Origin of the sequence: Oceanobacillus massiliensis str. N'diop, assembly GCF_000285495.1 — a bacterium.
In the GTDB taxonomy this organism is placed as follows: domain Bacteria; phylum Bacillota; class Bacilli; order Bacillales; family Amphibacillaceae; genus Oceanobacillus; species Oceanobacillus massiliensis.
In genome coordinates, this window is the sequence record NZ_HE610977.1 from 237236 (window position 1) to 262614 (window position 25379).

Genomic DNA, 25379 nt, shown 5'->3' on the forward strand with positions numbered 1-25379 from the left:
TTATTCTGCATAAAAATGAATATATATCTTTTTCATTCATTGATAAATATTGAATTTCCCTAATATATCATTCGAAATTGAAACGATTTATATGACCAACAGCCAGAAAAGAATCCATTATTATCAGTCTTCTGTTACTGGATGCCCATCCGTTTCTGGATTGGATTCAGATTCATCATTTTCATTTTCATCATTTTCATCATTTTCATTGAAGGACTCAAAATATACACCTACCCCAATATGGATAATCCCTCTATCCTCAGGGTCAAGCTGCGAAACAATGGAAGGATAGACTTCCATTCTATCGGCAAAATTCCGAATCGTTCCTTTGACAGTATAGCCATCATTCATATACAGCAGAATGTTATTCTTGTTATCTTCTGCTGGATCCCAGTGAACTTCAGAAATTACATCAAGAATATCTTGAGGCAATGCTTCCAGCTCTGCTGCCATCCTTTGTAAATATTCTTCCTCTTCAAAGTCGAAGAATAATGGCGCATCCCCACGAAATGACTCTCCAGCCTCTTTCAGGATTTCCCCATTTCCCAAAATGGGATAATACATCATATCTTTGCTTATATACCCGATAACCCGCTGTTCTTTAACATCAATATTAACTGTCCATGGCAAGCTTCTTTCCACGGAAACAGATTCTACGATTGGATCTTTTCGTATCGCCTTTTCTATCTCGTGCTGATCAATTGTCCAAATATTGGTATTCGTTGTTAAATTACTATACTCAATGATTTTTTCATTTGCAATAAAGCCGTTTCCTTCCACATTAATTGTTTTAATATGGCTAAGCGGGGATTGCAAATAAACAATGATAGCTATTAAGAAGAAAAAGATAGAAAGATAGAATATAAGGCGCCGGTTAGCTTTTTTCTTTCGGGCTTGTTTCAACTTTGGAATTCGATCTTCAATTGAAACAATATTTTTTTTGCTCATCTCCATTTCTTCCTTTTTACAATATTAAAAGAATAGACGGCAAATATTTTCCTGATTAGCCGTTTCTATCTATTTACATGAATTATATCACAAAACATATAGGAAGATGTAGTGTACTTAAGATACTTTATCAAGTTTTTACCTATTTATACGGATTCATTTATTCAAGCTGCCCATTCATGGTCAATATCTGGAATAAATGCTAACATTTAGCAGAATACCGACCGAACATAAAGTCAAAGTCAAGGAGGATCCTCCGTAGCTTAAGAACGGTAAAGTAATACCTGTAACCGGTATAAGTCCGATTACAACGCTAATATTGATCATTGCCTGGACAGCGAGCATCGCGGCAATCCCCAAGGCCAGAAAGCGTCCGAACATATCTGGTGCCTCCAGTGATATTTTTATCCCGCGCCATAGCAGCAGGAAAAAGAATAGAATAATTGCTGTTCCACCGATGAAACCAAGCTCTTCTCCCAGTATTGCAAATATAAAATCGGTTTGAGGTTCAGGAAGATAGAAATATTTCTGCAGGCTGTTTCCTAAACCTAGTCCCATCAATCCACCAGGACCAATTGCATACAGGGACTGGATAATCTGAAATCCATCGCCAAGCGGATCTTCCCAAGGATTTAGGAATGCTGTAATCCGATTGATTCGGTACGGTGCCGATGCTATCAGCCCGGCAAACCCCAACAGTCCAATTGCTGCCAGACTAAAGAAATGTGATAGTTTTGCGCCAGCAGCAAAAATCATGATCATACAAGTAAGCACCAGTACCATTCCAGTACCAAGATCTGGCTGCAGCATAATTAAACCAAACGTTGTAAAAACGAGCATAATAAGTGGAAAGAATCCTTTTTTAAATGATGTGATATATTTTTGGTTTTCCGATATAATCGCAGCCAGGAATATGATTAAGCCAAGTTTCATAAATTCTGATGGCTGGATACTGAAAGCACCAACCCCTATCCAGCTTTGTGCTCCACCTCTTACAAGTCCTACACCTGGTATCAGTACGATTAATAATAGGCCAAAGCATACCAGCAGAATGACTTTAGCATATTTCTTCCATGTATAATATGGAATCATCATAATAAAGAACATTGCAATTACCCCAGCGCCGGCAAACAAAAGCTGCCGCTTCAGGTAATAAAAGGAATCATCGAATTTATATTCAGACCATACATAGGAAGAGCTGTACACCATTATTATTCCAGCAGTCAGTAAAAAGAAAACGACAAACAGTAAAACCAAGTCTGGTTTCCGCAGCTCTTTTAAAAGTTTATTAAACAAAAAAACACCCCTTTTTCCAGTAGGATCAGGGGCATTTATTTACATATAAATTTTTGAATGAAACGAAATTATATTCGTTAAACAGTCAATTCCAGATTAACCACCGAACATCCCGCATAGTTTGCCGGCAAATCCATTTGGTATCGATCCGGAACTTCCATTATTGTATCTGCCCCTACATTAGTTTATGCACGGCTTGTACAAACATGTCTCCTCTTTCTTCGAATGTGCGGTACTGGTCCCAGCTCGCACATGCCGGGGATAGAAGGATTACGTCATTCTCCTCTGAAATCGAGTAAGCTTTTTCAGCTGCCTCTTTCACATTTTCAGCTGACAGGATCGTTTCGATACCCGCTTCATTGCCTAACAGCTTCAGCTTCTCGGCTGTCTCACCGAATAAAACCATCGCTTTTACATTTTTCATATAGGGCAGCAGATCGGTAAACTCATTTCCGCGGTCCAGCCCACCTGCGAGCAGAATAATTGGCTGATGGAAAGAGTTTAAGGCCTTTTCAGTAGCCAACATATTCGTTGCCTTTGAGTCATTGTAAAATAATCTGCCGTTTTTATTTCCTATAAATTGCAGACGATGTCTTACCCCTGAGAATGTGGTCAATACTTTCTTAATTCCTTCATTTGTCGCACCGTTTAGCTTGGCAGCAGCGATTGCGGCAAGCATATTTTCGAGGTTATGCTCACCAACCAGAACGATTTCTTGTCTGGCAATTACCTGTTCATTTTTAAAATAAATATAATTTTCATCCGCCCATGCCCCTGTTTCCATTTTGGCATGTGCTGAGAAAGGTACGAGGGTTGCATTTGCCTGTTCTACTTCTTTTGTAATTAGAGTATCTTCGGCATTATATACTAAATAATCATTTGCTGTTTGATTCCTGAAAATATTAAACTTAGCCTGCTTGTAATTTTCTATTGTCTTATGATAATCCAAATGGGCTTCAAAAATATTCAGCAGAACGGCAGTCGTCGGCCTGAACTTTACAATTCCCTGAAGCTGAAACGATGACAGCTCCAAAACAAGGGTTTCATCCTTCAGAGCGTGAACGACCTCAGTTGCGACAATTCCGATGTTTCCAGCTACCTGTACGGGTTGTTGGCTCTCTTTAAGCATTTCTGTTACCAGTGTTGTCGTTGTCGTTTTTCCATTTGAACCGGTTATCCCGATGATTGGTCCGCTAGTCAGGTGATATGCAAGCTCAATTTCCGTTATGATCGGGATTCCTCGCTTAGCCGCTTCTGCGACAATTGGGTTATCATATGAAATGCCCGGATTCTTCACCAGCATCTCCATGCCATCCAAAATAGAAATAGGATGGGAGCCAATGATCACATTGGCACCCATCTTCTTCAGCCTAATTACAGCCTCATCTGTTTCACTTGCTTTCATGTCGTTGACGATTACATTTTTATTGTTGGCCAGCAAGGTTTCAGCAGCTGCCGTACCACTCTTGGCCAGTCCGAGCACTAGAATGTTGTTGTAAGGAAAATCTGTAAATTTCTTCATTATAAGCCCACCTCAATATAAATGCCAAGTGCCGTAAATAAAAGTCCAACCAGCCAGAATGTCGTTACTACACGCCATTCGGACCAGCCAAGCAATTCATAATGATGATGCAGCGGGCTCATCTTAAACACTCGCTTACCTGTTGTTTTAAAAGAAATAACCTGGATAATTACAGAAAGGGTTTCAATCACAAATACGCCACCAATAATCACCAGCAGTACTTCCATTTTCATTAATATTGAAATCGCTGCAATCGCCCCTCCAAGAGCAAGCGAACCAGTGTCACCCATAAATACCTTTGCAGGATGGGCATTAAACACTAAAAATCCAAGCAGGGCGCCCACGACAGCAAGTGCAAATATTGCTGCCTCGTTTTGTGGCGTACCATACCAAGCAAGTATTGCAAAAGCTCCAAATGCGATAGCAGCAGTACCTGCCAAAAGACCGTCAAGGCCATCCGTTAAGTTAACTGCATTGGATGCCCCAACCATCATGAAAATAATGAGGAGTGCATATCCCCAGCCTAGATCCCATTGAATATCGGTACCGGGAATTTGTATTGCCGTAGAAAAATCCTGACCTCTTAAAATAAAATAGAAAACTAGTGCGATAACGATTTGACCAAAAAGCTTCTGCTTGGATGTCAATCCAAGATTCCGTTTCATAACAACTTTAATGAAATCGTCAAGAAAACCAAGCAGACCATATCCGAACAGGACAAAAATCAATAGCCAAAGTTCATAGCCGATACCCGAATCTCCTGCCCTGCTTCCCATAATAAGTGATGTAATAATGATACTGAATATAATCATAAGGCCCCCCATTGTGGGGGTACCTGTCTTCTTCATATGTGATTGCGGTCCTTCTTCTCTAATGCTTTGCCCAAACTTTAATCTTCTTAAAAATGGTATAAATATTGGAGATAAAAGAACGGTAATGAGAAATGCGATAGCTATTGTTATTAATAAAACAGATATATTCAACATATGTCCTCCTCATACATAACCGTCCAACTTAATTGGATAATTTTAATGATTTTTTTCGTTGCTTATTTTGTTTCTTCTAGAATTTGAGCGATCATTGTTTCAAATTTCAAACCGCGCGATGCCTTAAATAGCAATAATGCATCCTTCGACAAATATGGTTCCAGTGCATTGGCAAGTTCTTCTTTGGAAAGATAATGCTGACAGTTAATTTGATTGTCTTTCACTTCTTCTGAAATCAGCTTCGCATCCTCACCATATGTATATACTGCCGTGATAGGTGATTCGATTGCATAAGCTATTGACCGGTGCAATTCCTCCGAATGGGATCCAAGTTCCAGTATATCACCAAGGATCAATACCTTTTGTTCAAAGCCATCCATTTGCTTGACCACCTCTATGGCCGCCTTCATCGAAGTTGGTGATGCATTATAGGCATCATTGATAATCGTAACGCCATTCTTCCCTTTAATTAATTCAAAACGCATGGCTGTCCTTGACAATGTATCAAATGCCTGGCTGCATTTCTCTGCATCTATATTCAATAGCTTTCCGATTGTTATTGCAAAAGATGCATTTTTTGCATGATGTTTTCCCAGGAGCGGAATTTTATAACGGAACCCGTCTGATAGTTGAAATGCTGTCTCTCCAGCAACAATTGATATATTCGTCAGGACGTTATCGTTTTCAGCGGTAAAGCCATTGCTTATAACCCTTTGTGAAAGTTGCAGATTCTGAAGCAATGGTTCATCGCCATCAACAATCAGGACGCCATTCTCCTTTAATCCCTTTACAATTTCGAGTTTTGCTTTTGCTATACCCTCTCTAGATCCGAGGAACTCGATATGTGATTCTCCAATGTTGGTAATAATTGCGTAATCAGGTCTTGCAAGCTTTGTCAGGAGTTCAATCTCACCGAAATTGCTCATCCCCATTTCAAGGATCAACACTTCTGTATCTCGCTTCATCGACAGAATCGTAAGCGGCAGACCAATATGATTATTGAAATTGCCATTGGTATAATGGGTTCGATAGCTGGTCTGTGTGACAGCTGCCGTTAAATCCTTTGTCGTCGTTTTTCCGTTGGATCCGGTTATTCCGATTACAATCGGATTAATATCATTTCTGTAGTGTGCTGCTAGCCTTTGTAATGCCTTTAAGGTATCCTCCACCAAAAATAACGGATAGTCTTCTGGGACTTCATTCGGTATTTCCTTATTCTTATCCCATAGCATTGCACCCGCACCAGCTTCAATTGCTTGGTTGGCAAAATCATGACCATCAAAATTGTCACCGACAATCGGGATAAATAATGAATTTCCCCCAACATTACGGCTATCTGTAGTCACTTCATCGATTTCTGCTTCAGGTGCCAGCTTTCCTTTAAAGTCAGGAAAAACCTTGGATAGCCAGTTAGTAGTGAATAACATCAGTCTGTCTCCTTACCGTGTATTGCTGTTCTGGCCACTTCACGATCGTCGAAATCATATTTAGTGTGCCCTATAATCTGATATGTCTCATGCCCTTTACCGGCAATAAGGATAATATCATCTTTCTCAGCATAGTCAATCGCCTTAGTAATCGCCTGTTTGCGATCAGAAATAACCTCAAAACTTCCATCTGAAGCTGACAATCCATCTGTCATATCATCCAAAATCGACTTGGAATCCTCAGTGCGCGGATTATCGGATGTAAATATTGCATGATCTGCATATTTCAGTGCAATGGAGGCCATAAGCGGGCGTTTTGTTCGATCTCGGTCGCCGCCGCAACCAACAACGACATATACTTTTTCTTTTGCAAACTCTTTGCTTGTCTGTAACACATTTTCCAGTGAATCGGGAGTATGTGCATAGTCAACAATCACCGCATAATCCTGACCCTCGGCAACTGGCTCAAAGCGTCCATTTACACCCCTTATACTTTCCAGTGCCGACTTAATGACAGACAAAGGGATTTGGGATGCAATGGCAGCTGTTGCCGCAGCAAGCATGTTATAGACATTGAACATGCCAATCAGTCTACTGCTGATATCTACCACACCGACTGGGGATTTTAGCTTGAAAGAAGTTCCGGAAGCTTCTAATTTAATATCCACTGCCATGACGGCAGCTTTTTTCTTGCATCCATAAGTCAAAATATATTGTGCGGTACTGTGCTTAAGCAAGTCGCATGCCGGGTCATCCTCATTAATAACGGCATACTTCTTGGACTCACTGGTATAGCCGTTGCCAAGTTGAGAAAACAAAAGACTTTTGGCCCGCAGATAATCCTGCAGGTCGGCATGGTAATCTAAATGATCCTGAGATAGATTTGTAAATATCGCGATATCATATTCGCAGCCATATACTCTTCCCTGATCCAAAGAATGAGACGATACTTCCATGATTGCCTGGTCCACGTTTTCGTTGCGCATTTTATGAAACAGCCTTTGCAGGTGCAAGGCATCGGGAGTCGTATTTGGGACAGGATAGGAATCTTCGCCGATTTTTGTCTGTATTGTTCCTATGATTCCTGTCTTCTTTTGATGCAGATTAAAGATCTTTTCCAATAAATAGGTTACGGTCGTTTTTCCATTTGTTCCTGTAACACCTATAAGCGGCAGCTTTGAGGTTGGATAATCAAAAAACTTAGCCGCAAACATGGACAGAGCCCTGTTTGTATCTGAAATGATTACAACAGGAACAGATATATTATTATCCACTGGTTTTTCTGCAATGATGGCAACTGCACCATTTGCTGCAGCTTCGGCAACAAAATCATGACCATCAACGGTAAAACCGGAAATACAGACAAATACATTTCCCGGCTTTACTTTTCTTGAATCCATCTCAATATCATTGAATTCAATCCTATCAATTTCTGAATTTGTTTTATAAAATGGTAAAACGCCTAATAACTCTTTTAATTTCATCCATAACATCCTATTCTTATTTATATCCTATATATGTATTCTTATTGTCATCCATTTTTAAGAGGGTGGTGCTCACCCTCTTTTTCATATATATTATAGCAAACTTTATACCGTTTAACGATTGTTTTCTTCCGACAGATAAATTCTGATCGTCGATCCCTGTTCAAGCATTGCACCCTGTTTAGGTGCCTGATCCGCAATATAGGTTCCCTCGCCACTCGTTTCAATGGTTAGATCCAGAGGATACTCTGTAAGCTCCTTGATAGAAAGTCCAACTAAATCAGGAACCTCTACTTTTGGCTCTTCTGGCCACATGTACTCTTTTTCCATTCCATCCGTGCGCGGCTTCACCTCCATGGCCCTTAAGCTGTCGCCAATAATCGTTCCAACAATCGGTCCAGCAACCAAGCCACCAAATTGGACGGTGTCTTTAGGATTATCTATGGCAACATAGACAATTATTTCCGGATCATCCGCAGGTGCAAAGCCAATGAAAGAGACAATGTAATTGTTCTCCATATATCCCCCGTCAGGCCCAACTTTTTGGGCGGTTCCTGTCTTGCCGCCTACCCGATATCCGTCTACATATGCAGGACGTCCTGTTCCTTCTGCAACAACACTTTCAAGCGCATAACGGATCTTTTCTGAAGTTGCTTCCGAGATTACCCGCCTCTTCAGATTCGGTTCTGTCTTTTCAACCGTTTCTTCTGTCTTCGGATCTATCCACTCCTGTGCAATATAGGGTTCATACAGATACCCGCCATTTACTGCAGCGGCAACTGCCATCACCTGCTGAATCGGAGTTACAGATACCCCCTGCCCAAATGACGTCGTTGCAAGTTCAACTGGCCCGACATTTTCAGGATTGAATAATATACCATTCCCCTCTCCCTGCAAATCGATTCCTGTTTTTTGACCAAATCCAAAGGAATCAATATACGAAAAGAGTTTTTCGGTGCCAAGGAGCTGTCCCAGATTAACAAAGCCAGGGTTACATGAATTCTGGACAACCTCCAAGTAGGATTGATGACCATGTCCACCACTTTTCCAGCAATGGATCGTTGTACCGTCTACCGAAATATCCCCATCATCATCAAAATAATCATTTTCCAAATCCACCACATTCTCTTCCAAAGCAGCTGCAAGTGTGATTATTTTGAAGGTTGATCCAGGCTCATAGGTGCTCCAAATCGGCAGGTTTCTTCCAAATATAGATGCATCCACATCCTGGTAGTTTTCAGGATGGAAATTCGGCCGTGTTGTCATGCCTAGTATTCCACCTGTTTTCGGATCAACAGCTATCGCAAGTGCCCCATCGGGATTATATTTTGATACGGCCGCGTCCAGTTCACGCTCCATGATAGTTTGCACTTTCGAATTGATTGTCGTTTTTAAGGACAAACCATCTACTGGTGGTGTATAAACGTCAGCAAGGCTGTCCATTCTCCTGCCCTTGGCATCGGAATAAAAGGAGAGACTACCTTCCGTACCGCTTAGCTTATCTTCATAGGAGAGTTCAAGTCCCATGAGGCCCTGATTGTCAATGCCTGTAAACCCGAGTACATGGGAGAGGTCATCCCCGTATGGATAATGCCGCTTTGAATCCTTTGCCAGATAGATTCCTTCCAGATTCAAATTCCTAATCGCCTTTTCCTGCTGTTCGGAAATCTTAATTCCTTCCGGCCGGATACTGACGCTCGATTCATTTTTGGTTATGGTCGACAGAATCCTCTCTTCGGTCACTTGCAGGATTGGCGCCAATTTTTTCGCTGTATCTTCCGGGGCGGATATTTGCCTTGGAATGGCTATCACGGAAGGTGCAGTCACATTTTCAGCAAGAATATCTCCATTCGCATCTAAAATATTTCCCCTTTCCGCCTCAAATATAATATCTCTTGTCCAGAGATTATTGGCTTGTCCTGTCAGTCTCTCTCCCATAACAAACTGGACATAGCCAAGACGCACTACAATAACGGCAAGTAAAAGCAGCCCAAAAAGAAAAACAGCAACTATTCGTTTCTTAACTGTAACAGCGGGTACACGTTTCATTATCCATCCCCTTTTCCTAGGCTGGTTTGTATCCACTATATGAGTTAAAAAAACTGAATAGAACACTGTTTGTCTTTCGATTATTTTTTCATATGCATTATTTACTCTTGTTCGGACGCATTTTCTTCTGTTGTATCTTCACCTGTTTCTGAATTATTTTCGTCGGTACTTTCTTCAGCACCTTCTTCAGGAGGTGAAAGTTCAATACCAAGATAATCATTTTCCTTTATTGGTGTGCCTTCAGCTATATTCTGAGTGGTCACATAGCCATTCCCTAATGATTCGGTCTTGAATTTCATTAATTCAGCAAGCTCCATTGCATCCCGCAATGACCAGCCGATTATGTCCGGCATCAGTGGCTCATCCGTTATTAAAATAATTCGTTCACTTGGAAGAACCGCTTCTCCTTCCGTTGCGCTAGCTGTTACAATTTTACTGCCATTTCCGACCGTTGTGACTTTAAGACCTTTCTCCTCCAGCTCTTTAGAGATTGTTTTAGTATCCTGACCAATCGCTTTTGGCATTTTCACATTCTCTGTCTTTTCATTCTCCGTTTTCTCCGGATCAATATTTAAATAATGCAGACTGTTTTCAACTACATTTTTAAAAATAAACGAGAGCGGAACAGAACCTGTCTCGGTCGGCTTTAGTTCAGGCTGCTGGATAGATACATACATCATGAGCTGCGGATCCTCGATTGGAGCCATTCCAAGGAATGAGAAAACATAATTCTCTCTGCCTGTCAAATACCCTCCGCCATCTGGGTTAGGTATTTCGGCTGTGCCTGATTTGCCGCCAACCGTATAGTCATCCAGCTGGTATGCTTTCCCTGTACCATGTTCACCGTTCACTACAGATTCCAATAATTTTAGTACATGGTCGGAAGTCTCTTCTGATATTGGCTCTCCAACAACAGAAGGGGATTTTTGTTCAATCACTTTGCCTGTTGTAGAGTCGACGATCTTATCGATTACATATGGTTTGAGCATTTTTCCATTATTTGCGATAGCAGTGGCAGCTTTCATCTGCTGAAGCGGTGTTGCTGTTGTACCTTGACCAAATGATGCAGTTATTTTTTCGAGTGGCCAATTATATAATATTTGCCCTGCGACTTCCCCAGGCAAATCAATACCTGTTTTGTCATCAAAGTCAAATCCCTGCAGATATTCTAAAAATGTCTCTGTCCCGATTTTTTCCCACACAAGCTTTGCTGCTGCAACGTTGGAAGAGCGCTGAAAACCTTCATCAAAGGAAATGGTCCCCCATCCTTCGCCGCCATTGTGATCGTGTATTTTTTTACTTGCTCATTCGGTTGATAGCTTCCGGACTGATACCCTTCCGATCCATTATAGACCCCTTCTTCTATAGCGGCGGCCCAGGTGAACATTTTCATCGTTGACCCCGGTTCAAATGGAGTGGAAACGACGTCATTGTACCAGTTTTCTACATTTGCAGGATTATTCGGATCATAGCTTGGACGGCTGCTCATCGCTAATACCTGCCCTGTTTTCGGATCCATTACTAAGGCATTTATCTTTTTAGGATTATATTCATCATAAACCTGAGACATGACATCTTCCAGTAGTGTCTGGATCTTCTGATCGATGGTCAAATAGACATCGTCACCATCTTCAGGTTCCTGGATAACCTCATTTGGATCAAGCAATTTCTGATTGTACCTGTCACGCTGGTAGGAAATATAACCTTTTTTCCCGCTTAGCAGATCATCCATCTCATTCTCCATGCCTGCAATACCAACAATCTTGCTCAGTGAGCCGTCATCTTCCGCCTCTGTCTCAGGCTCTCTTGCAAAACCAATAATATGTGAGGCAAACATACCATTTGGATAGTACCGAATCGCTTCTTCCTCAAAATTGATTCCAGGAATATTCAGCTCGGAAATTTCGTCTTTTTTCTGCTGGGAGAGTTCTTTTCCAACCTTACCGAATTCCACTTGAAATCTATCATTCTCTATCCCTTTTTCCAATGGTTCAAGAATATCTTTCACGTCAACATCTAAAAGAGGAGCCAGCGTCTCCGCCGTTTTTTGCGGATCTTTTACATGCAGGGGCTCCTCAGAGTTTTCGGAATAAGCTTCATCGATTATTGCATACAAGCGATATGTCGGGCGATCGTATGCGAGGGTCATACCGTTTTTATCAAAAATCTTCCCTCTTTCAGCAGCTATCGTGTAAGAGGAAGTTCGTTTTTGTTCTGCCCATTCATCTAACGAGACACCACCTATTTCTCCTGTTGCCTGAATGTACATAAACCTGCCAGTCAGGATGAAGAAAACTGCAACAAAGATAATGAGGTAAATACCTGCCACCAAATGGGTTGTCTTGTTTTTTCTCATAATTGGGCCCCTTGCCTAATTGTTCATTGTTTGAGCTTGTTTAACTTCTGTATTTTGAATTTTCAATCCGTTCTCTTCAGCGATTTGAATGATTCTTTCTGGTCTCGATAACTCTTTCATTTCAAATAATAGACCTTCATTTTTCACCTGCTGGGTACTTACCGTATGTTCCAGCTCCTGCAGATCTCTATTTATGGTATCCGTCGCTGAGGAATAAGAAACGACAAAGATTCCTCCTGCAATAAGGCATGCACCGAAAACAGAATAAATGACTTTTTCACCCTTCGTTATCCAACCACTTTTCCTTACCTTTACCGGTACCTTTTGTTCTCTATTTGGTTTATGTTGTGGATTCAATTGTTGCCAGCTGTGGGCTTGATTAGCACTCATTATTTTTTCCACCCTTCTTCATAAGTAAATTCTTTTTTCCAATCCGCGACCTTTTCTGCAACACGCAGTTTAGCAGAACGCGATCTGCGGTTTTCTTCCAGTTCATCATCTTCGGCGATAACCGGTTTCCTTGTAACTAACTTAAATGGGGCCTGATGTTCTTCCGGTACAACCGGAAGATGCCTTGGTGTCGGTTTTTCCGTACTCCATTTTTTGAAGGCCTGTTTACATAAACGGTCTTCAAGCGAATGAAAAGTAATCACCGCGATTCTACCATCAATGCTTACGACCCTTGCAGCTTGATGCAATGCATCCTTAAATGCTGCCAATTCATCATTTACAGCAATCCGCAGCGCCTGAAAAATACGTTTGGCGGGATGCCCGCCCTTTCTTCTCGCTGGAGCAGGTATGCCTTCTTTAATTATTTCCACCAGCTGATGCGTCGTGTTTATTTCTTCAATTTCTCTGTGTGCCTCTATTTTCCTTGCAATTTGTTTTGAAAATTTTTCTTCTCCATAATTAAAAAAGATGGAAACAAGTTGATGAAATGACCATGTATTGACAATTTCATGTGCCGTTAATTCCTGTGTTTGGTTCATTCTCATATCCAGATGGGCATCATGCTGATAGCTGAATCCCCTGTCACCGCGATCCAATTGAGGTGAAGAAACACCTAAATCAAATAGAATACCATCCACATGTGAGATATTCCGGCTCTCAAGCTCCCGCTCCAGCCCCCGGAAATTTGAATGGATGAATAGGATTCTGTCCACATAGGGTTTCAATCTATCCTTTGCAGCTTCCAATGCATCCAAATCCTGATCGAATGCAATCAGTAATCCATTTTCATTTAATCGGGAGGCAATTTCTTTCGAATGACCTCCACCTCCAACCGTGCAGTCAACATATGTACCATCCGGCTTTATCGAGAGTCCTTTGATCGTTTCATCTTTCAATACACTATAATGTTCAAACATAACTAACACCCACTTAATTGATTTAAAAACTTTTACTTTTTCTTGATGATCAGAATCTGATTGATTGATTGATTGATCGACCTTTGCTGCAAATTAAATATCAAAATCCATGAGATTTTCTGCAATCTCTGCAAATGATTCCTCTGAATCTGTGACATAATCTTCCCAGCTGTCACTTGCCCAGAACTCAATCCGATTGGATACACCGATGACGTTGCATTCCTTCTCAAGCGAAGCATATTTGCGAAGACCTTGAGGAATATTTATTCTTCCCTGCTTGTCCACTTCACATTCAACAGCTCCGGAAAAGAAGAAACGTGTAAATGCCCTGGCATCCTTTTTAGTAAGTGGGAGTTTTTTTAATTTTCTTCTAATATTTTCCATTCATCCATGGGGTAAGCAAACAGACATTTGTCCAGTCCACGGGTCACGACAAAGCTTGCTCCAAGTTCATCACGAAACTTAGAAGGGACAATGATTCTTCCCTTTGTATCAATGCTATGAAGGAATTCACCCATGAACATATAGTCGCCCCACTTTCATATTTTTTATAATACCACATTCCCCCACTATCTACCACTTGAATTTCAATATTTTTTTTATACGCGAGTAAACATTGATTTTAAGCAAAAATAAGACCAAAAGAAAAGACTGCTATATCAGTATATAAGCAGCCTTTTCTTTTGGTCTTTGTATTTGGTGGTAGAAAGTGGATGGTTCATCCACTTTAGAGATAAATCACATAATGTCCATTTTCAAATGAACAGGACTCGGAACTCAGTTTTTTTATAAAATCTATTCCATTCTCATTCATCCAATAGAAGGGATTCCAAACACGTTCCTGCAAACCCCCGTGCGGATGGAGCGCATTATCGATAAGATCAAATTCATAAAGTTCTTTGGCGTATTTTTCTTCCAAAGCCTTGATTAGTCTCTTTTTCAAAAAATCAATATCCTTATATAAATAGGAGAGATTTTTATCACTCAGCGCCCCAAGGTCCGACTGAATATTCTTCGCCAAATCCCGCAATGGCTGGTGGGCCTTTTCTATCACCATTTTTATCTCTTCCGTCAGCTCATTTATCTGGGGATTGCTTTTGGATTGTATCCATTTTTCTTTTTGTTCTTGAACACCTTCATTGATGGCAGCAATTGGTTCGATTTCATATTTTTCCAGCGCCTTTGCTACGGTTCTTTCCATTATCGTAAAAGATAACCTCGGAACAACCGGAGGCATTTTTAAATCCATTGCCCGAAAAGCTGGTTTTAACGCTGCCCAGTATCCAACTTCACCTGGCCCGCCGATAAATGCCAATGTAGGAAATAACAGCTCTTGCATGAGTGGACGGGTGACAACATTGTTGCTAAATAGTTCAGGGCGCTTTTCAGCTTCTGCCATTAGCTCATCGGTAGTTAAACGGATTTCATTCTGTTTACCAACCCAATCACCTGTGGCTTCTCTTACGAGGAGAATGCGCTCACCATTTCTATGATAAAACAGATGACCGTCATCTTTGCCTGCTTCCAATGAAACGGTATAGCCCTTTTCATTCAGTTTCTGTAAGGATGCATAAACACCTTCACTAATGCCTGGCTGATTTTTAATGATTAACTGAAAATAATTGCTTTCCAGCTGCCTTACCTTTTTATCGCCTGAATCGATTAGGACAATGCCGTCCTCACTGAAAAGCCGCGTAATCATCCGCGCAAAAAAATCAGTATACGTTCTGGACGCCTCGATATCTTTATTAACCGACTCATACAGTTCTTTTGTATACATCGTCTCATGCAATTGACCGAAAAGGTTTTCTACCCACCCGGAAAGCGCGTCACGACTAATCGGAATATCTGACACCGACCGTTTATCCACCATTTTATGCGGCAGCTTATACTTTCTCATTTGCGGGGTTTCAGGCAGGTAAATATGATTGATTTCATCAAAATCATGATCCTCACCGGCGATCCAGAATACAGGCACAACCGGAATGCCGAGTTTTTCCTCCTGCTGCCGGGCAAATTGAATGATGGAGATCACTTTATTTATCGTATACATAGGTCCAGTCATCAATCCCGCCTGCTGGCCCCCAATAACGACAACACTGTTATCCTCCTTTAGCCTGTCAATATTTCTTAGTGTGGATGCAGAAGCACCCCATTCCTTGTTGATCGTATGTAGTAAATCCGTTAGTCGCTCGCGATCAAAAGATCGATCATCCAATTCATTGACCCTTTCACCGTAATCACCATACGGCAAGTAATCAAAGAAATCCATTATATCTCTATTGTTTTTTCGATAGTCAGCAAGCAGCTGACTTTGATTTTTCAATTGTATAGGGTCGATCTGCATTGATCCCATGCTCCTTCTATTCGTAATGTACAACCTGTATTGTACATAAATTCATTTTCTATTTCATCTTATCTGTTTATATACAAGTAATTAGCTAAGGATTCTTTGAATAATGCCAGCCAATACGAGCAGGACATACAGCAGCAGATATACCAAAAAAGATATTCGCCAAATGATTTTGACAGCTTTTCTCAATTCGATTTCTGTTCTGTTCTTCCACTGATAGAAAATAATGACTGCCAATGAACCAATAAAAAGAACGAACAACCAACCCAGAAAGCTTCTGCCTGCAACTATCTCAAGCAATAGCACAACTGCAGCAATATACAATACAGTTGTCCAATTAACGGCGGTATGAATTGCTTTTAGTTTTTTCTATGTATCTTAAATGAAATAAGATAAATTAATAGGGTTGCCACGATCGGAATCGTGATAAAAAATGAAATGATATAGATAACATATTCAAGCATGCCTGTTCAATATTCCCCTTCTCTTTTCCACTCCACTGAGGCTTCGCTATCTTAGATGTATATGAAATTATTTTTTATTACGATGTTTTGTAAAATCTGTCTGTTGCTTTAGCCAGAGAATCTATTCGCAATTTCTGCTTGCAATGCCCTGCTGACGCTTTCCTTGACCAGCGGGAAAAGCAAAGATGCTAAGAACCAACTAGGTGCACCAGCATCTACCAGCAATGCGCCAAAGCATGCTTCCTCGACGCAACGGAACAAAGAAGGAAACGCAAAGCGAATCCTGGCTTAGTGCGAGCCCTCCGAAAGCCAGCGTATTTCCGGAGTAGAATATCCCACAACCTTTTTTATTCATAAGGCCCTTCGTTGTATGCTCTCTTGCTACATTGTATCAGAAATAACGCCAGTTTCACCTGAAAATTTCCCCGCAATCGATTTTCCCGCTATAAAGGCATATTAGGGCAAATTAAACCTTTTGAAAGAATCGTATTTGCAAAAAAAGAAATACTCCGCAAACGTTAAATAATTTTAAAATTATCACTTTTATATTATAATAATAGGGAACAATCTTATGATTTTTTCATTAAAAACCAAGCAGTACAGCCTGAAATGATAAAAAGATTCGAACCGTATTTTTTAGATAGGGGGAACCGGACATGACCGAACAGATTAAGGTAGAAAATCTTCTGGTTAATTATAAAACACTAGAAAAGTTTAAAAGATTTAAAGAATATGGGATTCAGGAACTTACAATGATGGAGGATCTTCAGAATAATATCATTGAGAACGACAGCAAATCTCCATTTTACGGGATATATTACGGTAATAATCTGATTGCAAGAATGAGTCTGTACGAAGTGAACCAAAAATATGATTATTATTTCGAACCGCCCCAGGACTTTCTGACACTATGGAAGCTCGAGGTTTTGCCGGATTATCAAGGTAAGGGTTATGGAAAAGCTATGGTTGATTTTGCAAAAGGATTTAAATTGCCAATCAAGACGAACCCCCGCATTAATTCGCATGGATTTTGGGAGAAAATGGGTTTTGTGAAGGCACACTATGAGATGGAAAGAGATTTAGGTGAGAATCCTCTAATCTGGCTTCCGGAAGGTGTTAAAGAAAAAGATTCTAACTAGCTGTCAGGGAAAAAGACATGAATGGGAATATCCATTCATGTCTTTTTTATGTTTTTCAATTACCTTCTTTAACCCATGACCACAACTTGTTCATTTCCTGCCAAGCATTATCATAGCGAAGCAACTGACTTTTTAATTTTTCATTCTCTTTTTGCAAATAATCCAATTTTTGCTCGGTCACTTTTTGGACCACCTGTTGTTCATCAGGAAATTGCATTTTCATCTTTTCAAGCAGCTGAATGGCAGTATCTATCGTATATCTCTCTTTTGTTTCACTGCCATCTGCGCGAATCGACTCTTTCTTTAATCCATTTTTTCTTTCCTCTTTTGCTGATTGAATTGCGTGCTGATATTGTTTTCTTATCGTTGCATTCCATCTGAAACCACATGCTGCAGATGTACGGGAAAGCCGATTGGCAACTTCTTTAAATGCTTCCAGCTGTGTTCTGCCTTCCCGGATAAAGCGCAATACGGTTTCTGCCAGGATTATATCCTCATCTTCTGTCCATGCATCCTGCCTTGTCTCGTTCATAACACCCCTCCTAATATGTTTGCTATCAATGTATGCAAAAAATAGGGGTACTAGAATAGGATTCTTACTTCCTGGTGAAAAATTTCTCAATTGCTTCCTTATGTTCAGGCGAATCCCATAGGCTTGCAGAATTTTTGACTTCATCTGACATTTGCACTGCCAAATCCTGTTCTATCAGCCGGTTCAAAAACTGTTCTTTGAGCAGCTCCATTTGCTTCCTGGACTTTGAAGTATAATCCTGCAATAAGGTTGACCTCTCAAGCCAATCGCTATCTGTCACAATCCGATGAATCCAGCCACATTCTTTTAATTCCTGAGCATCAAATGTATGGCCTCCCATCAGCCATCTTAGCGCAAAGGATGGATTCACCTTTTGATATAGCAGAGCTCCCCCTCCCCAGCCGGGAAGAATTCCGATTCTTGTCTGGACAAAACCGAATTTGGTCTGTTCCCTGGCAATCCGAATATCACATGCGGTTGCAATTTCACAGCCTCCACCAAGAGCATCACCATTCAGCAGACATATGGTAGGAACGGGGAATTTCAAGATTCGATACATCACTTCTTGCATCGGCCTCAGAATTTCATATGCTTGTTCAGGTGAAAGATTTCCATGCAATTCAAAAAGATCCCCACCAGCACAAAACATCCGATTTCCTGCACCTGTTATAACCAGATATTTAATCGTATCTCCTTCTGCCTGATCAAGACAAACAGATAATTCCTCCTGCATTTGGCGGGAAATCGCGTTCCTTTTTTCAGGTCTGTTCAGACAAATTTCCCCATAACCATCAGGATATCGTTTATATGTCACAAATCGAGCCATTAAAATCACTTCCTTTATACCTATGTATATAAAAAAACAGACCACAATCATTTGTGATCTGTCTCTTCTTCATCTAAGGAAAATTAGTCGTTGACTACTTCTTTTCCGTCATAATGTCCGCAAGATTTGCAAACATGGTGCGGTTTAGTTAATTCTCCACAATTTGAACATTCTACCATGCCAGGTACGTGTAATTTTTTATGAGTACGACGTTGATTTTTAACTTTTTTGGACGTTCTTTGCTTTGGTACTGCCATGACTTACACCTCCTTCAAATGAAAGTAAAACTTGAATAGCCATTCTTATTTTTCTTTCTTATTATTTTCAAGCAATGATTCCAATTTTTTCAAACGGGGATCGATTGTCTTTTCTTCTTTCACTTCTTCTGAAATAAATTCCCATCCCTTACCTTGAGAAGGTGCTCCATCTTCAGGGTTAACCTCATTGGAAAATACTCGAAAAGGAATCTCCAATACTATATTTTCCTTTATATAAGGCGTTAAGTCAAGCACTTCTCCATCTATTGGATGAATTTCATTCTCTGTTTCATCATTGCCATAATAGGAAGCTGTCGTAAATATCTCTTTTGCTTGAATTGCAAATGGATAAGATACATCAACCAATGTCCTAGCACATGGCAAAATCATTTCACCTTCAATCTTAAAATCGAAGAAGAACTGATTACCGTGCATATCGACTTTTCCATGAACACGGACAGGTTTTATTTTGCGAATGTCATTGTTCATAGTTTCCAACTCAGACACATCAACCATTTCATCAAATTCATAAGGTTTATCAACGGCATTCTTTCTTATCTGGCTCAATGTCAATTTCATTATTATCACCTCTAGGCAACAAGAGTTATTTTAAAAGAAAAAAGAACTTTTGTCAACATATTTTCTTTACACTTATCGTATATTTCCCGTCTTACTATTTGCTAATCATTTCATACAGCCAGATGCGGTACATGTTATAATTTGTTACAATGAATAACAGTTATCAGTAGGAGTTGAGTAAATGAATGCCTGTGGTCTGATCGTCGAGTATAATCCCTTTCATAATGGTCACGTGTATAATATAGATGAAGCCCGGAAAGCATCTGGAGCAGACTGTATGATTGCTGTAATGAGCGGGTCATTTCTGCAGCGGGGAGAACCAGCCATCATCGACAAATTCCATCGCACAAAAGCCGCTCTACGAACCGGAATTGATATCGTTCTTGAACTCCCCTATTTATTTGCAGTGCAAAACAGCGACATTTTTGCTGAAGGAGCGGTTAAAACCCTCCACGAGGCTGGTGTCTCCACTATCTGTTTTGGCAGCGAGTCAGGATCTATCTCTCATTTTATAACAAGTTTTCACACCTATAAAGCAAAACATACTATATTCGAGCAAACCATGCAACGTTATTTGGCCAGTGGGGTGTCGTTTCCAGAGGCTAGCAAACATGCATATCGGGAAATTGGATTGACGGAAGAGAAAATGGATTTATCCAAACCGAATAATATTCTCGGCTACAGCTATGTAAAATCTATTATGGAGAATAACCTGCCTATTATACCATTGACAGTAAAAAGGACCAGCAATCAATATCATGATAAAACAATAACAGGCAGTATCGCAAGTGCTACCAGTATCCGAAAAGAACTTCTGGAAACAGATGCTTTGGCACCACACATTATCGCCACAATGCCTGAGGAGACTGCCCAGCAACTGAAACTGTATAAAGATACTGCTGCAGATTGGCACAACTGGGAGCAATACTTTCCCTTGCTGCAATACCGCGTGCTGACAATGACACCAGATGAACTTACTGCCATTAAGGGAGTAGACGAGGGCTTAGAGCACCGTATAATCAAAACGGCAGCAACTGCCGCTACATTTAACGACTGGGTAGGGGCGATTAAGACAAAACGGTATACATGGACGAGGATTCAACGGATCTTTGTACATATATTAACCAACACCAAGAAAGCCGATTACGGAACAGACTTGCATCAGTCTGTTCCCTATGTCAGAGTGCTTGGAATGACCCAAACTGGACGTGACTATTTACATAAACAGAAAAAACAGATGAACGTTCCACTGATTTCGAAAATGACGCGAAATCAGAATCCTGTACTTGCTATGGAAGAGAAGGCATCCCGTGCCTATTACAGCGTGCTCTCCTCAAAAAAAAGGCAGCAGCTGTTCAAACAGGAATTGCGTGCACCTATTATGGTACAAAAATAGACCTTCTCCAGGTCTATTTTTGATTCTTTTAAAATCTGCTGTCTTCCAACCGGTCTTTGTTTTACTGCATTTTCTCCAGATAACTCAATGCATCTTCAAATGTATTTACAGGGACAATTTCCATATCTGTCCCAATCTCTTCTGCCGTTTCCAAGGCAATTTCATAATTGGATTCTTCTGCACCATTTTCATTAGGAGCAAAGAAAATATCGATTCCCTCTTTGTTTGCGGCCACGATTTTTTTATCAATGCCTCCGATTCGAAGCACATTGCCTTCGTAGTCCACTTCACCTGTTCCAGCAATTTCCTTTCCTTTGGTAATATCCTCTTCTGTCAACTGATCATATATTTCAAGCGAGAACATCAGCCCTGCGCTTGGACCACCAATATTTCCGCTCGAAAAGTCAATTGGTGGATCTACGGTTACACTTCGATCTGTTACAAGACTAATTCCAATCCCTACTTTGTTTTCAAGATCACTGAATTCCTCTAATGTAATCGCTACATTCATTGTTTCCTCACCGCGTACAAAATCTATCTCAATCTTATCCTGTGCCTGTTTTGTCTCTACATATTCAATCAGATCTGCCGCTTCATGAATCTCCTTGCCATCAATGCCGACAATGCGGTCACCGGTTTCCAGTTTCCCTTCTGCAGGCATCCCTTCGACAACTGATACAACATATACCCCATTATAATCAATTGTAATATCTTCACCAGCAGCCTCATATGCCACAACAGTAGCAGCTTCCTGGGAGCTTTCCATCACTTGAAGCTGTGCATGCATGTAATCGTCCTGTGACACTCCTTCCGGAAATACTTGGTCGATCGGAAGGATGTCCTGATAGGAAAATACCTTGGCCAGCAAGTACTGGACTGGTGTCGCCTGCAGTCCGCTTACTGTAACCAGATGCATATCTCCTTCACTTTCATATCCGCCATCGACAGCCACAATCGGATTTAAGGCATCAGCCCCACCAGGCTTCTGTATGTAGTAAGGCAACTGATAAGCACCTAGAAAATAAACAATAACAACCATTATGATAAAAAATAGTATATTTCTTTTCGTTACTTTCATCGTTTCTTCCTGCTCCTTTCTGACTCCCCAAACAATTCTTTTATCATGTCTATGGAATAATTAACCTATGTATGAGCGTATATTGTACAGACTTGTACTTATTGATTTCGTTTCAACAAGCTAGAATAATTCTACTACTAACAAAATAAGTTGTACAGAGCTAGGCTCATTCTTTAGGGGGCTTTCGATTGAAGCAGATATTAAAGACGATTATTTATTCAGGGGTAACTATTTTTCTTACCATTTCCCTTATCCGGTTTCCCGATCAGGCACTTGAAGCAGGTATCCGCGGTTTAAATATGTGGTGGGAAGTTGTATTCCCTTCCTTGCTGCCATTTTTTATTACCGCTGAACTATTGCTTGCTTTTGGAGTAGTAAAATTTATTGGAATTTTATTTGAACCAATTATGCGTCCCTTGTTCAATGTACCGGGTTCCGGCAGCTTTGTATGGATGATGGGTATGGCAAGCGGTTATCCAACTGGGGCGAAAATCACCGTAAGACTGCGCGAGGAAGAACAAATAACCAAGATTGAAGCAGAAAGGCTTGTCTCATTTACCAATAACTCTAGTCCTTTATTTATATTTGGAGCTATTTCTGCAGGGTTTTTTCATGATTTGAAGCTTGGAACTCTTCTTGCCTTCTGTCACTATGCAAGTAATGCTTTGGTCGGAATCTGCATGCGCTTTTATCGCAGAAGTGAAAGCAAACTGGAGCAGAGAAACAGTCGGGATAGCTATAATTTCTCCATTTTACGGGCTTTCCGGGAAATGCATGAAACCCGTATGAAGGACGATAAACCGCTGGGTGAAATTCTCGGGGATGCAGTGCTTAATTCCATCAAGACACTCGTGATGATTGGAGGATTTATCATCCTCTTCTCTGTCCTTATCAAGCTATTGTACCTTCTGGGCATTTCTCCAGCCATAGCAAGCATCGGCAATCAATTCCTTAGCCTGTTTGGTCTTCCGGATAATCTTGCGCTTCCATTCTTATCAGGCTTATTCGAAATCACCATCGGGGCTAACATGATTTCACAAGCTGCTACTGACACTTTATTGCAGCAAGCGGTTGTAATCAGTTTTATTCTTGGCTTTAATGGGTTATCCATTCATGCTCAAGTGGCAAGCATACTGGCAAAAACGGATATTCGTTATTTCCCTTATTTTATAGCCAGACTGCTTCACGGCACAATAGCTGTGGTCATGACTGTCATTCTATATAAACCCTTGTATGTGGACAGGCACACTTTGGAAATGCATGAGATACCCGTAACACAAGAAGTTATCCACGGAAATATATGGCTGACAATCTTTCACTATCTAAAGGATTTCGGCCCAATGATCACCATTTGTTTTATAGGCATTGGAGCAATTATTCTATATAAAAGAAAGAAGTAAAAAGCAGGCTGACCCACTCTTTTACTTCTTTCTTTTCGGTAATATTCGGTTATTTTTGCAACTGGAGAAAACTGCATTACCACAGCTGCCACTTTCCACTTCCAAGATTATTCCGAAAAATACTCATATGAAACAGACTGATATCTGTACAGCATTATATAAATGACCCATCCAAAATAACTATCTTCCAGAAAAAGTTTTATGCTAGTGATTGAATTTCTTTTTCAATGCTGCTTCTACGTGATCCGGTACCAATCCAGAAATATTGCCGTTATATTTTGCAATTTCCTTAACCATGCTGGAACTCAGGAACGAATACTGGTTATTGGTCATCATAAAGAATGTTTCAATATTTTCATTCAACTTTCGGTTCATGGAAGTAATCTGCATTTCAAATTCAAAATCACTGACGGCCCGCAAACCACGGATAACCGCATGGGCATTTTTTTCTTGCGCATAATCCATCAGGAGATGGTCTGAGGAATCTACAGTAACATTCTCAATATCCTTTGTCGATTCTTCCAGTAAATGGATTCTTTCCTCTACAGTAAACAATGGTGACTTGGATTGATTATTAAAAACCGCTACGATAACATTCTCAAAAACCTTCGCACCTCTAGTAATGATATCTAAATGACCATTGGTAATTGGATCAAAACTTCCCGGACAAATTGCCAGCTTTCCCATCATGACAGTCCCTTCCTACAATACTTTATATATAGTAACTCCGATTGTTCCCCCGTAATTCTCCTGCTTCATTACTTCCAGATTGTCATGCTCGATCGGAAGCTGTTCGGCTACATCGTGTTCACAATAAATCGTCCCACCACCATTAATCAAGTGGAGCTTTAGAATATCTTCTATAATCTCCTCATAGTCGACTTTGCCGTATGGTGGGTCAAGCAGGATTAAATCAAATATAAGCTCTCGTTTAGCAGCCGCTTTCAATGCCCTGTGAGCTTCTGCCCGAAATACCTCAGATTTCTGCTCCAGTTTCATCGATTGCAGGTTTTCATAAATTGTATGTACAGCTTTTGGATGTTTATCGACAAAGACACCATATTCCATTCCGCGGCTCAGCGCTTCTATTCCCAATGAACCGCTTCCCGCAAATAAGTCAAGCACCATCCCACCGCCGAAAAACGGTCCCATTACCTGAAAGACAGCCTCTTTAACTTTATCTGTAGTTGGCCTTGTTGATTTACCCGGTACAGCCTTTAATTGTCTACCTTTTAAATCTCCTGCAATAACTCGCATGAATTCACCTCAATTTGACGCTATTCGCCATTTATCCTATCACAAAATAATTATTTAGCAAACTTTCATATCTGCAAACAGAATTTATATAAACAATCATGTATATATTCTTTTGCAATGTAAATAATATCATAATGATTCAGCTAATCGTTAGTTTAGTTGTTTCAAAACGGAGAAGACTTACACTTCCCCATAAGTTCTTCCTCCGGTTTCTCCTCTCCCTTTGCCTTTTTGTTTCAAGCGGAAACAAAGGGACCTGCAGAAAATATATTCTGCAGGTTTTTTCTTTTTGGATCACTATCTGTACCATGCCGAGCTTGAACTCCAGGGATTTCTCTGGATTATTCCGCGCTTCCCGCTTTTTTCCGCGATTCCCATGATTTTTCCGCGCTTTCCCGCTTTTTTCCGCGATTCTCATGATTTTTCCGCGATTCCCATGATTTTTCCGCGATTCCCATGATTTTTCCGCGATTCTCATGATTTTTCCGCGATTCTCATGATTTTTCCGCGCTTCCCGTGATTATTCCGCGCTTCTCTGGATTATTCCGCGCTTCCCGTGATTATTCCGCGCTTTCCCGCTTTTTTCCGCGATTCCCATGATTATTCCGCGCTTTCCACGATTATTCCGCGCTTCTCATGATTTTTCCGCGCTTCCCGTGATTA

General features: G+C 40.6%; 23 protein-coding genes and 2 pseudogenes. 4 read left to right on the forward strand and 21 right to left on the reverse strand.

Going from position 1 to position 25379, the window contains the following annotated elements; genetic code table 11:
* Window positions 1-123 precede the first annotated feature (123 nt).
* From OMHG_RS06775 to OMHG_RS06835, 14 genes and pseudogenes are all read right to left on the reverse strand, one after another.
* Window positions 124-948, reverse strand: coding sequence for a cell division protein FtsQ/DivIB (locus tag OMHG_RS06775; protein WP_010649463.1), 825 nt, complete (start codon window positions 946-948; stop codon window positions 124-126).
* 183 nt (window positions 949-1131) lie between these two features.
* The gene (gene spoVE, locus OMHG_RS06780) at window positions 1132-2244 is read right to left on the reverse strand and encodes a stage V sporulation protein E (RefSeq protein WP_010649464.1); all 1113 of its coding nucleotides are present in this window, start codon (window positions 2242-2244) and stop codon (window positions 1132-1134) included.
* A 175-nt stretch (window positions 2245-2419) separates the two neighbouring features.
* A complete protein-coding gene (gene murD, locus OMHG_RS06785) occupies window positions 2420-3766 on the reverse strand; it encodes a UDP-N-acetylmuramoyl-L-alanine--D-glutamate ligase (protein WP_010649466.1) in 1347 nt (448 codons plus the stop codon).
* On the reverse strand, window positions 3766-4752 hold the full coding sequence (mraY, locus tag OMHG_RS06790; protein WP_044476814.1) for a phospho-N-acetylmuramoyl-pentapeptide-transferase: 987 nt from the start codon (window positions 4750-4752) through the stop codon (window positions 3766-3768). Before mraY ends, murD begins: the two co-directional genes overlap by 1 nt.
* 62 nt (window positions 4753-4814) lie before the next feature.
* The gene (locus tag OMHG_RS06795) at window positions 4815-6179 is read right to left on the reverse strand and encodes a UDP-N-acetylmuramoyl-tripeptide--D-alanyl-D-alanine ligase (RefSeq protein ID WP_010649471.1); all 1365 of its coding nucleotides are present in this window, start codon (window positions 6177-6179) and stop codon (window positions 4815-4817) included.
* Complete coding sequence (locus OMHG_RS06800; protein ID WP_010649473.1) at window positions 6179-7663, reverse strand: UDP-N-acetylmuramoyl-L-alanyl-D-glutamate--2,6-diaminopimelate ligase; 1485 nt, start codon at window positions 7661-7663, stop codon at window positions 6179-6181. Before OMHG_RS06800 ends, OMHG_RS06795 begins: the two co-directional genes overlap by 1 nt.
* A 114-nt stretch (window positions 7664-7777) precedes the next feature.
* Complete coding sequence (locus OMHG_RS06805) at window positions 7778-9712, reverse strand: stage V sporulation protein D (protein WP_010649475.1); 1935 nt, start codon at window positions 9710-9712, stop codon at window positions 7778-7780.
* A gap of 101 nt (window positions 9713-9813) precedes the next feature.
* Window positions 9814-10914, reverse strand: a complete 1101-nt coding sequence (locus tag OMHG_RS19320; RefSeq protein WP_010649477.1) for a penicillin-binding transpeptidase domain-containing protein — start codon at window positions 10912-10914, stop codon at window positions 9814-9816.
* On the reverse strand, window positions 10881-12068 hold the full coding sequence (locus OMHG_RS19325) for a peptidoglycan D,D-transpeptidase FtsI family protein (RefSeq protein ID WP_010649478.1): 1188 nt from the start codon (window positions 12066-12068) through the stop codon (window positions 10881-10883). Before OMHG_RS19325 ends, OMHG_RS19320 begins: the two co-directional genes overlap by 34 nt.
* Window positions 12069-12083: 15 nt before the next feature.
* On the reverse strand, window positions 12084-12458 hold the full coding sequence (ftsL, locus tag OMHG_RS06815) for a cell division protein FtsL (RefSeq protein ID WP_010649481.1): 375 nt from the start codon (window positions 12456-12458) through the stop codon (window positions 12084-12086).
* Window positions 12458-13435 (reverse strand): 16S rRNA (cytosine(1402)-N(4))-methyltransferase RsmH, encoded by a 978-nt coding sequence (gene rsmH, locus OMHG_RS06820; protein WP_010649482.1) that lies wholly within the window; start codon window positions 13433-13435, stop codon window positions 12458-12460. The genes ftsL and rsmH overlap by 1 nt, the downstream gene beginning before the upstream one ends.
* Before the next feature lie 93 nt (window positions 13436-13528).
* Window positions 13529-13959, reverse strand: a pseudogene (gene mraZ / locus OMHG_RS06825) (division/cell wall cluster transcriptional repressor MraZ).
* 203 nt (window positions 13960-14162) lie between these two features.
* Window positions 14163-15782 (reverse strand): bacillithiol biosynthesis cysteine-adding enzyme BshC, encoded by a 1620-nt coding sequence (bshC, locus tag OMHG_RS06830; RefSeq protein ID WP_010649487.1) that lies wholly within the window; start codon window positions 15780-15782, stop codon window positions 14163-14165.
* A 90-nt stretch (window positions 15783-15872) separates the two neighbouring features.
* Window positions 15873-16145, reverse strand: a pseudogene (locus OMHG_RS06835) (DUF3397 family protein); the annotation flags it as partial.
* Between the two features lie 763 nt (window positions 16146-16908).
* Here OMHG_RS06835 and OMHG_RS06840 point away from each other — a divergent pair.
* On the forward strand, window positions 16909-17391 hold the full coding sequence (locus tag OMHG_RS06840) for an N-acetyltransferase (RefSeq protein WP_010649491.1): 483 nt from the start codon (window positions 16909-16911) through the stop codon (window positions 17389-17391).
* Window positions 17392-17446: 55 nt separating this feature from the next.
* On the opposite strand, the gene OMHG_RS06845 is transcribed toward OMHG_RS06840, so the two are convergent.
* The 4 genes from OMHG_RS06845 to OMHG_RS06860 form a co-directional block, all read right to left on the reverse strand.
* Window positions 17447-17923: an RsfA family transcriptional regulator gene (locus OMHG_RS06845; protein WP_010649493.1), complete on the reverse strand. Its 477-nt coding sequence runs from the start codon at window positions 17921-17923 to the stop codon at window positions 17447-17449.
* A gap of 64 nt (window positions 17924-17987) precedes the next feature.
* Entirely contained in the window at window positions 17988-18749 is a 762-nt protein-coding gene (locus OMHG_RS06850; RefSeq protein WP_010649495.1) for an enoyl-CoA hydratase/isomerase family protein, read from the reverse strand.
* Window positions 18750-18832: 83 nt separating this feature from the next.
* A complete protein-coding gene (gene rpmF, locus OMHG_RS06855; RefSeq protein WP_010649496.1) occupies window positions 18833-19006 on the reverse strand; it encodes a 50S ribosomal protein L32 in 174 nt (57 codons plus the stop codon).
* 45 nt (window positions 19007-19051) lie between these two features.
* Window positions 19052-19585 carry a YceD family protein gene (locus OMHG_RS06860; protein ID WP_010649498.1) on the reverse strand — a complete coding sequence of 178 codons (534 nt, stop codon included), beginning with the start codon at window positions 19583-19585 and terminating at the stop codon, window positions 19052-19054.
* Window positions 19586-19766: 181 nt separating this feature from the next.
* On the opposite strand from OMHG_RS06860, the gene OMHG_RS06865 reads away from it, so the two are divergent.
* On the forward strand, window positions 19767-20981 hold the full coding sequence (locus tag OMHG_RS06865; protein WP_010649500.1) for a nucleotidyltransferase: 1215 nt from the start codon (window positions 19767-19769) through the stop codon (window positions 20979-20981).
* 61 nt (window positions 20982-21042) lie between these two features.
* On the opposite strand, the gene OMHG_RS06870 is transcribed toward OMHG_RS06865, so the two are convergent.
* Window positions 21043-22059 (reverse strand): SepM family pheromone-processing serine protease, encoded by a 1017-nt coding sequence (locus OMHG_RS06870; RefSeq protein ID WP_010649502.1) that lies wholly within the window; start codon window positions 22057-22059, stop codon window positions 21043-21045.
* A gap of 188 nt (window positions 22060-22247) precedes the next feature.
* On the opposite strand from OMHG_RS06870, the gene ylbJ reads away from it, so the two are divergent.
* Window positions 22248-23459 carry a sporulation integral membrane protein YlbJ gene (ylbJ, locus tag OMHG_RS06875; RefSeq protein WP_010649504.1) on the forward strand — a complete coding sequence of 404 codons (1212 nt, stop codon included), beginning with the start codon at window positions 22248-22250 and terminating at the stop codon, window positions 23457-23459.
* A 204-nt stretch (window positions 23460-23663) separates the two neighbouring features.
* Here the strand turns inward: ylbJ and coaD are convergent, their stop codons facing one another.
* The gene (gene coaD / locus OMHG_RS06880) at window positions 23664-24146 is read right to left on the reverse strand and encodes a pantetheine-phosphate adenylyltransferase (protein WP_044476855.1); all 483 of its coding nucleotides are present in this window, start codon (window positions 24144-24146) and stop codon (window positions 23664-23666) included.
* Between the two features lie 15 nt (window positions 24147-24161).
* The gene (gene rsmD / locus OMHG_RS06885) at window positions 24162-24716 is read right to left on the reverse strand and encodes a 16S rRNA (guanine(966)-N(2))-methyltransferase RsmD (RefSeq protein ID WP_010649509.1); all 555 of its coding nucleotides are present in this window, start codon (window positions 24714-24716) and stop codon (window positions 24162-24164) included.
* A gap of 289 nt (window positions 24717-25005) precedes the next feature.
* On the opposite strand from rsmD, the gene OMHG_RS18275 reads away from it, so the two are divergent.
* Window positions 25006-25176, forward strand: a complete 171-nt coding sequence (locus OMHG_RS18275) for a hypothetical protein (protein ID WP_154648222.1) — start codon at window positions 25006-25008, stop codon at window positions 25174-25176.
* Window positions 25177-25379: the final 203 nt, after the last annotated feature.